The 11,444-nt window shown below is 59.9% G+C and carries 8 protein-coding genes and 3 pseudogenes; 10 read left to right on the top strand and 1 reads right to left on the bottom strand.

The window, feature by feature from the left end; translation table 11 throughout:
• The 10 genes and pseudogenes from FEZ63_RS21020 to FEZ63_RS20970 form a co-directional block, all read left to right on the top strand.
• Positions 1–690, top strand: a pseudogene (locus FEZ63_RS21020) (IS6 family transposase); the annotation flags it as partial.
• A gap of 318 nt (positions 691–1,008) precedes the next feature.
• Positions 1,009–1,515: pseudogene (locus FEZ63_RS26370) on the top strand (transposase); the annotation flags it as partial.
• 928 nt (positions 1,516–2,443) lie between these two features.
• Positions 2,444–3,940, top strand: a complete 1,497-nt coding sequence (locus tag FEZ63_RS21005; protein WP_150948188.1) for a M81 family metallopeptidase — start codon at positions 2,444–2,446, stop codon at positions 3,938–3,940.
• A gap of 55 nt (positions 3,941–3,995) precedes the next feature.
• Positions 3,996–5,345 (top strand): aspartate aminotransferase family protein, encoded by a 1,350-nt coding sequence (locus FEZ63_RS21000; RefSeq protein WP_244622919.1) that lies wholly within the window; start codon positions 3,996–3,998, stop codon positions 5,343–5,345.
• A 63-nt stretch (positions 5,346–5,408) separates the two neighbouring features.
• Positions 5,409–7,013, top strand: a complete 1,605-nt coding sequence (locus FEZ63_RS20995) for an ABC transporter substrate-binding protein (RefSeq protein WP_150948185.1) — start codon at positions 5,409–5,411, stop codon at positions 7,011–7,013.
• Between the two features lie 46 nt (positions 7,014–7,059).
• Positions 7,060–7,992: an ABC transporter permease gene (locus tag FEZ63_RS20990; protein WP_150948182.1), complete on the top strand. Its 933-nt coding sequence runs from the start codon at positions 7,060–7,062 to the stop codon at positions 7,990–7,992.
• A complete protein-coding gene (locus FEZ63_RS20985) occupies positions 7,989–8,867 on the top strand; it encodes an ABC transporter permease (protein WP_150948179.1) in 879 nt (292 codons plus the stop codon). The genes FEZ63_RS20990 and FEZ63_RS20985 overlap by 4 nt, the downstream gene beginning before the upstream one ends.
• Positions 8,864–9,682, top strand: coding sequence for an ABC transporter ATP-binding protein (locus FEZ63_RS20980; RefSeq protein WP_244622918.1), 819 nt, complete (start codon positions 8,864–8,866; stop codon positions 9,680–9,682). The genes FEZ63_RS20985 and FEZ63_RS20980 overlap by 4 nt, the downstream gene beginning before the upstream one ends.
• The gene (locus tag FEZ63_RS20975) at positions 9,679–10,656 is read left to right on the top strand and encodes an ATP-binding cassette domain-containing protein (RefSeq protein ID WP_150948173.1); all 978 of its coding nucleotides are present in this window, start codon (positions 9,679–9,681) and stop codon (positions 10,654–10,656) included. Before FEZ63_RS20980 ends, FEZ63_RS20975 begins: the two co-directional genes overlap by 4 nt.
• On the top strand, positions 10,629–11,030 hold the full coding sequence (locus FEZ63_RS20970; RefSeq protein ID WP_150948170.1) for a hypothetical protein: 402 nt from the start codon (positions 10,629–10,631) through the stop codon (positions 11,028–11,030). Before FEZ63_RS20975 ends, FEZ63_RS20970 begins: the two co-directional genes overlap by 28 nt.
• Positions 11,031–11,184: 154 nt before the next feature.
• Here FEZ63_RS20970 and FEZ63_RS25255 read toward each other — a convergent pair.
• Positions 11,185–11,444 (bottom strand): annotated as a pseudogene (locus tag FEZ63_RS25255) (DDE-type integrase/transposase/recombinase); the annotation flags it as partial.

The following is an 11,444-nucleotide window of genomic DNA, read 5'->3' as shown; positions in this document are numbered from 1 at the left end:
GGGCAGGCATTTTGATCGTTCGGTAATCCTGCTCTGCGTTCGGTGGTATCTGGCCTATGGCCAGAGCTTGCGAAATCTCGAAGAGATGATGGCCGAGCGAGGCATCTCGGTCGACCATGCGACGGTTCACAGATGGGTTATTCGCTATTCGCCGAACTGCTTGAGCGCTTCAACCGTTGCAAGCGCGCCGTCAGCCGGAAATGGCACATCGACGAGACATATATCAAGGTACGGGGCCAGTGGATGTATCTCTATCGGGCCGTCGACAGCAGTGGCGACACGGTCGAGTTCTGGTTTAGCGAACGGCGTAATCTGGCTGCCGCCAAACGCTTTCTAAGCCGAGCGCTCAAGCGCCATGGCCGTCCCGAGCAGATCGTCATTGATGGCAGCCAAACCAATCGTGAGGCGATCGTATCCTGCGATCCCGCCGACCGGCTGCGCGATAGTTCGAAGCGCCCGCTGCAGCTAATCCGGATCCGGCAGAGTTGATACTTGAACAATAGGATCGAGCAGGATCACAGGAGGATCAAGCGGCGGGTCCTGCCGATGCTCGGTTTCCAGTCCATTGCTACCGCCCGCGTGATCCTGGGCGGAATCGAGATGATTCACATGATGCGAAAAGGACAGGCGAAGTACGCCCGGAATTCACGGCCGTCGCTCGCTGCTCAATTCGACCTGCTCGCAGCATGAACGCCTCGCGGGTATCTCGGGGTCCTTTGGACTTAGCTCAAAATTTGCGACGGGACCCTTCCAGCGCGTCGAGCCATTCGTAAATCCTGGCATGAGAGATTCGCTCGATTTAAGAGAAAGAAGGCTTGAGTGAAGGCTTCCAAGAAGATTGCCTTCCGCGCTGCGAAAGAACTGAAAAAGACGATCTAGATAATTAGCGCGACCACGGCTCGAAAGATCGGGCCGTGGCTCCGGCTTTTGAGCCCACACGCGGTAGCTCATGTCAGAATTTTATTGACTTCAGAAGAGCCAGCGCTTTTTCAAGGCCCTCCTTGCTTTCGGCCCATGCTGAAGGAATACGGCTTGCTCTTAGGGCGATCCATCGGGTTGCAGTTCCGACGGAAGGTCCTGGACCTGATCGGTGACAGGCATGGGCTGGCTCCTGTCATTCATTCTTTGCTGACCATTCATGCGCAGGTCTGTCGTGAGCAGGAGAAACTGGACAGACAGGTTCGACAGCTTGCTCACCAAGACGACACCACGCGACGGCTGATGACGGTTCCCGGCATCGGCGTGGTGACGGCGCTCACCTTCCGCCACACAATCGACGATCCTTCACGCTTTCGTTCCGCAGCCAACGTGGGTGCTTATCTCGGCCTGACGCCGAAACGAAAGCAATCGGGAGAAACCGACATCAACGGCCGTGTCTCACGCTGGGGTGATCGGTTGTTACGAAGCTATCTCTATGAGGCGGCCAGTGTTCTGATGCATCGCACGAAGAAATGGTCGACGCTGAAAGCGTGGGGGATGCGCCTTTCAAAGCGGATCGGCATCCGGCTCGCGGAACCCGTGATGTCCCCGCCGGGACGGTGGTTGTGGTGATCTCAGTCAATCAGCTGACGACGGTTCGTCCGGACTTCGTTGCGTACGTTGAGGCACCCAACCCGACCATCATCATGAGGCACTGACCTAGAAAAAGACCATGACCCCGGCGAAGGCACAACGGACCCCAACTTGACTCAGACCCGCAATTAAAGGGCTGATTGAAACGCCGCCTGATCGGCCGTCACCTAAAATCCACCATAGCTCGACTCCAGCAATACACTCGGTCAGGTTAGCGGCTCGGGGGGACACATGAAGTTCGGTATCAGAAAGCCTAGCCTCAAAAGGAGCCTTGCCGCACGAACATCCGTAAAGCGGATGATCCGACACAGCCTTGGCTTCAAAGCGCCTCGAGGGTGGGGGTTTCTAACACACCCCAAAAAGGCTGCCTATAACCGAGCCTACAACCGAACCTCCGTCAGCTTCCGGTCCATTCTCGCAAAGCTCTTTCGATAGCCGCGGAAATTGTCATGTTCGTCTTGCAAATCCTCGGAGAAGTTTGCGCTTACTTTCGTTACCGTGCTCGGTCAGACCCGCGATAACGATAAGAGTCTTGGATCGAGGCCGCCTGCTTTCGATGAAACGATCCACCGCGATGTCAGCGACGGCTAGCAGGCGCCCTGATGTCGAAGCCGATCGACCACGAGCGCCACGAGCGGGCGGAGCTGCCTCGAATGGACACGATTGGTTCTATTCTACATTGTGGGACGCGCAGATTGGCGGTTGGAAGCTGACGCAAAGTTTACGCGGTATACCGGAACGATAAACACGTGCCTTCAACGAGAGGATTGACGACAAAGCCTATTGATCTCTACTCTGGTTCCAACGCTCGCGCAGCGTCCCATAATATAGAACGCAAGTGAACTTTGACGAGAGGGTGGTCTAGGGCGGCATGAGACACGATCCGAGAATTCTGTTCGCCAGCTTCTTTCACGAGACACATACCTTCGTGAATGATCGTACGTCGTTGGCGGATTTCGGGATCAGGCGCGACGCGGCGCTCATGGGCCGGCGCGGAGACGCCTCGATGGTCGACGGCTTTCTGGAAGTTGCCGAGCAGGAAGGATGGGATCTCGTTCCCGTGGCGGAGTATTCCGCGCTTCCTTCGGGAACCATCGACCACGTCGTGTTCGAGCAGTTCTGGAGCGAGGTCGAGGCCGGTTTGCTGAGGGCTTTGGCTGCTGCGCCGCTCGATGGCATCTGGCTCGGATTGCATGGCGCCGCCGTCACCAGCGAATGCGGAGACCCCGAAGGCGAGTTGCTGCGCCGCATCCGCGGGATTCCGGGTGCGGACACGCTTCCGGTGTTCGGAGTCTTCGATCTACATGCCACTTTCACCCACATGATGGCCGATCACGTGAACTGCCTCGTGTGCTTTCGCGAAAACCCCCATACCGACGCGCGCGAATCCGCCGTGCGATCCGCCCGGCTTCTTTCCCGTTCTCTCAGAGAGGGCGTTACGCCGCGCATGAGGGTGCGCAATGCGCCGATTCTCTGGCCGCCGACGGGGACAGGAACCGCCGATACGCCGATGCGCGACCTCGAAGCACTGGCCCGCCAGATCGAGACCGCGGATTCCTCGATCTGGGCGGTCAACGTCGTTGCGGGCTTTTCCTTTTCGGATGTCAGAGACGCAGGTGTTGCCTTCTCGCTTGTCACGACCGGGAGCGACGAGGCAGCCGAAGCAGCGCTCGCTTCACTCGTCGATCTGGCGACAGAATTGCGCAACCACGGTCTACCGGATGAGTGGGATCTGGACGCAGCTCTTGCCGCCGCAAGCCGTAATCCACGGGGGACCAGCATCATCGTAGAGCCGGCGGATAATATCGGCGGCGGAGCTGCCGGGGATTGTACGGCGGTACTGAGAGGGATGCTGCGGCTTGGAATCAAGAATGCGGCTGTGGTGATTGCCGATCCTGAGGCGGTCGCAAGCCTGCAGAATGCAAAGCCTGGTGAGGAGCGGCTCATCCGCATCGGCGGAAAACGCACATCGCTGGATGAAGGACCGGTCGAAGTGACAGCCAAACTTCTCCGGTTGACCGACGGAAGGTTCGCGCTGGAAGATCTCAACAGCCACCTCGCGGCGGCCCAAGGCTCCTCCTTCGACATGGGGCCGTGCGCGGTTGTGGAAATCGACGGCGCCGTCACCGTTCTTCTGACCAGCCGTAAAACGCCGCCCTTCGATCTCGGCCAGCTGCGTTCGCAAGGGATCGAGCCAGAGAGCCTGTCGGTGATCGGCGTGAAAGCAGCCGTCGCGCATCGCCGGGCCTACGACCGGATCGCCGCCGCCAGTTATACCGTCACGACCCCCGGACCCTGCACCAGCGATCTGCGCGCCCTGCCCTATCAGAAACTTCGACGTCCTATCTATCCCCTCGATCCCATCTAACAGCACGCCAACGATCAATCAGCCTACGAATTTCAGCACCTTTGCGAGTTCCCGAATGACCAAGTACAAAGCGCCGGATGTTTCAGCAGATGCGGGAAGGATGATGACCTTCGCGACATCTGCGCGCCAGATCCGGGAAAATTCCAAATGGATGGCAGGAGGGGTCAACAGCAATTTCCGTCTGAATATCTCGCCCACACCCCTCGTGATCGAGCGCGGAGATGGTGCGTATCTCTATGACGCCGACGGGAACCGGCTGACGGACTACTATCTCGGCATGGGGCCGATGATCCTCGGTCACAAACCGCAGGTAATCGTGGAGGCGGTCACATCGCAGATCGAGAAAGGCATTCTCCTCGCCGGACAGACGGCGATCGAGGCCGAAGCCGCGAGACTGGTTTGCGAAATGGTGCCCTGTGCCGAAAGGATGCGGTTCGGTTCGTCCGGATCCGAGGTCATTCAAGCGGCGCTCCGCCTCGCCCGCGCCGCCACCGGACGCGAGAAGATCGTCAAGTTCGAGGGTCATTATCACGGCTGGTTCGACAATGTCCTCTGGTCGGTTGCACCGCCGCTCGACGCCGCTGGTCCGCGTGAAGCACCCGTTCCATTCGCCGGCAGCAAAGGCCAGCTTTCCACCACGGCCGAGGCGCTTGCGATCCTGCCGTGGAACGATCTTGCTGCTCTGGAGAAGCGGCTGGCAGTGGGGGATATCGCTGCCGTTCTGATGGAGGCCGCCATGTGCAATGCCGGCGCCATCCATCCGCTGCCCGGATATCTTGAGGGTGTACGCGATATCTGCACGAGGACCGGTACGATTCTGATATTCGACGAAGTCATTACCGGCTTCCGGATCGCGCCCGGAGGTGCACAGGAATATTTCGGCGTAACGCCGGACCTTGCTACCTTCGGCAAGGCGATCGCCAATGGTTTCCCGGTCGCGGCGATTGCCGGGCGGGCCGACCTTATGGAACTCTGCGCCACCGGCGGCGTGCTGCATGGCGGAACTTACAATGCCCAGCCTATCGCCATGGCGGCGACAGTGGCCACGCTGAAATCGCTGACTCCCGCGCTCTACGACGCCATCGCGGGCAATGGAACGCGTCTTATGGACGGCTTGCGCACCATCTTTGCTTCGGCCGGCATTCCCGCGAGCGTCACGGGCTTCCCGCAAGTCTTCCACGTGGCGTTCGGTCTGGACACGCCGGCACTCGACTACCGTGATCTCGCTCGCATGAACCGCCCGGCCTATGTTGCGTTCGCAACGGCGCTGCTGGAACGTGGCGTGCGAGTGCTTGAACGAGGTGCATGGTTCATGTCGTCGGAGCATGATCAGGGCATCGTCGATGAAACGCTCGCGGCCGCGGCAGATGCTGTTGGCGCGTTGAGGCGAAGAAATGTTCTTTGATGCGCCAAGCGCGCACCTGCGGGAAATCTGCTGACCAATCCATCACGAACGGAAGGATGCGACATGTTGAAGACACCTTCATCTACGACAGCCGGACCAAGCTTTGATGATGCCTATGACCTCTCTCGCCGCAACCTGCTTCGTCTGGGGCTGATGGGAGGCGCGATGCTTGTCGGTCCATCCTTCGCCGTCGCTGCTGGCGGCCCTTCCGAAACTCCGGTCGCCGGCGGCACCCTTACGATCGGGGCCGATGCCGATCCGATCGGACTTGACCCCACCACGGTCACGGCTTTCTCATCCTACGATTTCACGGGGCTGATCTACACCGGTCTGCTGCGGTGGACCGCCGATATGAAAATCGAACCGGATCTGACCGTCAGCTACGAGCGCCCTGACGACAAGACCTATGTCTTCAAGCTCCGCGAGGGCGTGAAATTTCACAATGGGCAGGACTTCACCGCCGAAGACGTGAAGTACACGTTCGACCGGATCCTCGATCCCGCCACCGCGAGCAAACTTCGAGCTCAGTATTCGGGCATCAAGGCCGTGACGGTTCTGGATCCGCGCACCGTCAAATTCGAGCTTAAAACCACCGATGCGGCGTTCCTCAATTACCTGGCGACCAACCCTGATGGCGCGATCGTCCCGAAGGGCGTCGAGAATCTCAGCACCCAGCCCGTCGGCACCGGCCCGTTCGTCTTCGAATCCTATCAGCCCAATCAGCAATTTACCCTGACGGCCAACCCGAATTACTACGAAAAGGGCCTGCCCTTTCTGTCCAAGGTTGTGTTCAAATTTTATAAGGACCAGGCGACCCTCTCGTCCGCCCTGCGGTCGAAGGCAATCGACATGACGTGGCTGAAAGACCCAAAGGTCGCGGCGCTCATGGCGAAGACCTCGCCGGATCTCGTCTCGGCCCCGGGCCAAACATCGCGGACCTTCCCGATCTGGCTGAACATGAAAGCCAAACCGCTCGACGATATCCGGGTGCGGCGTGCGCTCAGCCTCGCGACAGATCGAAAAGCGTGCCTCGACACTGTTCTGGGGGGTTCGGGCAAGATCGGTGCAATGATTCCGGAAAGCCAGGTCGGTGGGTATGACGGTGTCGGTGAGATGCCCTATTACAAGCATGATGCGGCCGCGGCCAAAAAGCTGCTCGCGGAGGCGGGTTATCCGGATGGGATCGATCTCGGCAACTACATCGTCGTTGCGGCCAATCCCCTCGACGTCGCATGCGCACAAATCCTCCACCAACAATGGCAGGCCGCCGGGATCACCGTGAAACTGACTCCGATGGAGACTGCGCCGCTGCTCAATCTCTGGAGCACCGGGGGGTGGCCGACGCTTCTCTCGGTTGCACTCTCGTGGACGCCGGACGCGGATGCGATCTTCCAGTACGTCAAATCGGACAGCAAATTCGGGACTGCGATGGGTATCGCCGACCCCCAGCTCGACAAACTGATCACTGAGGCGCGCGCCGATGTCGATCCTGCCAGCCGGGCCGCCAAGAATTTGCAGATCCAGCGGCACATTGCGGAGAATGCGTACGTCATCCAGACCTACCAATATCCGTTGCGCTGGGAAATCTGGTGGAATTACGCGAAGGGATATATGCCGCTTGCCGCGAACATCCGCTCATTCGTGCGAACGACCTGGGTGAAGAAGTAGCCATGGCCTCGCGCGCACGGCACAGGCCGGCTATCCGATGATACGCGTGGTTCTCACCCGGTTCGCCTGGACATTGGTGATCCTGCTGGGCGTTTCGTTCGTCGCCTTTATGCTGATGCGCGCGCTGCCTGGCGATTTCGCGATTGCGGCCGCGGGGTCACAGAGCGTTTCGCCGGAGGTGCTCGATGCCATCCGACGCGACCTCGGTCTCGATCGCCCGCTGCTGGAGCAATATTTCCTCTGGCTCGGCCACGCGTTGACCGGCGATCTCGGCAGGTCGTTCGTCACCAAACAACCTGTGCTGAGCGAGCTGCCAGCTCGATTCGTCGTCACCTTTCAACTCACGTTGATCGCTGCCATCATCGCGATGACGATGGGCATAGCCACCGGATTGGCGTCGGCGCGCATGCGCGGAAGAACGGATTGGTTCGTGCGGATCTACAACGGTCTTATCCTCGCCGTGCCGAACTTCGTGGTCGCAACACTGATCGTGCTTCTGGCCGGGCTATATTTCCCTCAGCTCTCGATCTTCAACTACACGCCGTTCCTGAGCGACCCGATAGCCAATTTGGGGAGCCTGCTTCTCCCGGCGTTTTCTCTTGCGTTGGCCGTCTCTGTCACGATCTCGGAGAACACGAGGGCAGCCGTCCTTGAAATTTCGAGCCAAGACTTCGTCATGGTAGCGCGGGCCAAAGGCCTTTTGCCACGCACCGTGTTGAGAAACTACCTCGTCAGGAATGCATTGACGCCGATCATCACGGTGACCGGACTCCAGGTCGCATCGCTGCTCGGCGGCAGCATTCTGGTCGAGACGATCTTCGCAATCCCCGGCATGGGTCAGTATCTGTTCGATTCCATCAACAGTCGCGATTATCCGGTGATCCAGGCAATCGTGGTATTGGCTGCGAGCGTGGTCATTCTGGTCAATATGCTGGTCGATATTGCGTATGCGCGGGTCGATGCGAGGGTCAAGGCATGAGCACCGTCAGGGCGATGGTTGATACGGCGGGTAGCCAGAATCCCCCTGCGGACAAGCGCCAGCGTCTCACAAATGGCCAATTGCTCCTGGGGCTCGGGATTGCGATGCTGGCCGTGTTGATCATCGTCACGGTGTTTGCTCCGCTGATCGCCCCCTTCGATCCTTCAAAGACGTCACCCAATTCCCTCGCCGGCCCAAGTGCGCAACATTGGCTCGGCACGGATTCGATCGGGCGCGACGTGTTGAGCCGCCTGATCGTCGGCGGCCGCACGACATTGCTGATCACCGCGGTTGCCGTGTTCCTCGCGCTCGCCGCCGGACTGGTTCTCGGCCTGCTCTCCGGCTATCTCGGCGGCATGGTGGACGAGATCATCATGCGAGTACTCGACGTGGTGTTTGCGTTCCCGGTCTTCCTGCTGGCGATCGCAGTGGTGGCGGCTTTAGGGCCGACGGTGCCGAACCTCATTCTCACAATCGCGATCGTGTACACGCCCGCCATGGCGAGGGTCGTGCGCGGCCCGGTGCTGAGCGTGAAGGAATGGGATCACGTGGAAGCGGCGAGGAGTGTTGGCGTCAGTGAATTAAGGCTGGTGCTGCGTCACGTGCTGCCGATGGTGATCTCACCCATTGTGGTGGCGACCAGTCTCACCCTGTCGCACACGATCTTCACCGTGACGGCGCTTTCATTTCTCGGCCTCGGGCCACCGCCACCGGACCCCAACTGGGGCGGGATGCTCTCCGAAGCCCGACAATTCATGGAGCTGGCGCCGCTGACGGTGGTGGGACCTGCGACCGCCATCGTCTTCGCGACGCTGACCTTCATCGTATTGGCGAACGGGCTGCGCGAAGTTCTCGATGTGGGGAGCTGGCGTTGAGTGACCCGACCCTGATTCTGAGAGTGCGGAACCTCACCGCGCGGATCGCGACCCGCAAGGAAGAGATCCACGCCGTGAGGGGCATCTCGTTCGACATCGCGGCGGGCGAGGCCGTCGGGTTCGTCGGGGAATCGGGCTGCGGCAAGAGCGTAACCGCGAGGGCGATCATGCGTTTGGCCCCCGAGGGCACTTCGATTGCCCTGGGCGGCTCCGTCGATTTCATGGGCCAGGACCTTTTGCAACTGGATGAAAAGGCGATGCGCGATCTGCGCGGGCGTCGTATCGCCATGGTCTTTCAGGATCCGATGACATCGCTCAACCCGGTCATGACGATTGGATCTCAGATCGACGACATCGTCCGCCGGCACACGGAGCTTCGTGGGAGGGCAATCAGGCAACGGACCGTAGAATTACTGAATCTTGTGGGCATTCCCAACCCGGAACGTCGGGCGGACAATCATCCGCATCAGTTCTCGGGTGGAATGCGGCAGCGTGTACTGATTGCGATCGCCATCTCGTGCGATCCCGATCTCTTGATCGCAGACGAACCCACAACCGCCCTCGACGTCACCGTGCAAGCGCAGATCCTGCGATTGTTGATGCGGTTGCGGGAGGAACGCGGGATGTCGCTTATGCTGATCACACATGATTTCGGAGTCGTTGCCGGGATGGTCGAACGGGTAAACGTCATGTACCGGGGCGAAATTGTCGAATCCGGCTCGGTCGAGCGTGTCTTTGCGGAGCCGGCGCACGAATACACACGTGCTCTGCTGCACGCCGTCCCGCGCCTCGATACTGCCGGTCGCGTGTTATGAGGTTGGCCAAAAAACGTCCCACTGACGCACCACTGCTTCAGGTACGGGACCTCTCGGTCGTCTTTCCGGCCCAACGAGGAAATCCGCCGCTTGCGGCCGTGAAGGGAGTTTCGTTCGATATCGCACCGGGCCAGACACTTGGCCTCGTCGGACAATCCGGATCGGGCAAGACGACGACCGGTCGCGCGATCCTTCAGCTCCAGAAAGTGCATCAGGGCTCGGTGGAACTTCTCGGCGAAGACCTGACCAAGATGTCGTCGTCCAACCTGCGTCGGATGCGCCGGCACATGCAGTTCGTTCTTCAGAATCCCTATTCGAGCCTGCACCCGCGCATGACCATCGCCCAGACGCTGACCGAACCGCTTCGCGTGCACAGGTCGGTGCCGCCGAGCCAGATGCGTGAGCGGGTCGCGGAATTGCTGGAGCTCGTGAATATGGATCCGGCCGTGATGCACCGTTACCCAAATGCATTTTCCGGGGGGCAGCGTCAGCGAATCGTCATTGCCCGAGCGCTCGCGGTGAATCCGGATTTCGTCGTGTGCGACGAACCGGTATCGGCTCTTGACGTGCGAACGCAGGCGCAGATCGTGACGCTTCTTCGCTCGCTGCAGGACAAGCTCGGATTGTCGTATCTGTTCATCGCCCATGATCTCGCGATCGTTCGAGAGGTCGCGCACAAGGTTGCGGTGATGTTCGGGGGCCGCATCGTCGAGATGGGTAATGCCTCGCAGGTCTATGATACGCCTGCTCACCCCTACACTCAGATGCTGCTGAACGCCGTTCCTATCCCTGATCCGATCATCCAGCGTAAAAGGCTCCGCCTCACGCCCCCGGAGTTCCGCTTTTCCGCCGACGAGGATCACGACGGACCGTGCAGCCACGGCGAAAATCATGTCAGGACCGGCACTGCCCCGTGGCATCAGATCGCCGATGGGCACGGGATCTCATGCCGTTATTGGCCGCCGACATCATAGGAACTGCTGCGGAAGCCCGAAGGTTTTTGTTGGCTGACTGCCGCCCGCACCGCGCAGGGGTTGACCCCGCTGCGGGAGCGATCTATCGGGACGCCGGTGGGCGTAAAGACGCCAGTCAGCCGATAAACCACCTACTTCAGAATGGCCAGATCGGCTTCAGCCTGAGCCTTTGCGGTGAGTTGCCTCTCCGCTTCGGCCTTCATTTCACGCCGGGACGATTCGATGCGCGTCTTTTCTTGGAGCAGGCGCTGAACCCCCTGCTCGAATTCCGTGCGGATCTTCTGGCGCTTGATGGCGCTTTCCTGCTCAACCTTGGCGATGTCCTGTGGGTCGACTGGAGATCGGCAGCAAGTTGCGAGATCCCATCTGGTTGACTTGAGACCCGAGCAGTTGGCGACAGATACGCTACGCGCATCCCGAGCATCTCCGCCCGGGCGGCGGTGGCCGAAAGTTGGGGCGCCGCGCACACGCTCTTTTCCGTCGCAAATTTGAGCTAAGTCCAAGGGACCCGAGATATCCGCGAGGCGTTCATGCTGCGAGCAGGTTGAATTGAGCAGCGAGCGACGGCCGTGAATTCCGGGCGTATTTCGCTTGGCCCTTTCGCATCATGTGAATCATCTCGATTCCGCCCAGGATCACGCTTGCAGTAGCAATGGACTGGAAACCGAGCATTGGCAGACCCGCCGCTTGATCCTCCTGTGAACCTGCTCGATGCTATTGTTCAAGTATCAACTCTGCCGGATCCGGATTAGCTGCAGCGGGTGCTTCGAACTATCGCGCAGCCGGTT

It is taken from the genome of Microvirga brassicacearum (assembly GCF_008757455.1).
GTDB lineage: Bacteria > Pseudomonadota > Alphaproteobacteria > Rhizobiales > Beijerinckiaceae > Microvirga > Microvirga brassicacearum.
Note: the sequence above shows the minus strand (reverse complement) of the source record. Positions and strands in the feature narration are given on the sequence as shown.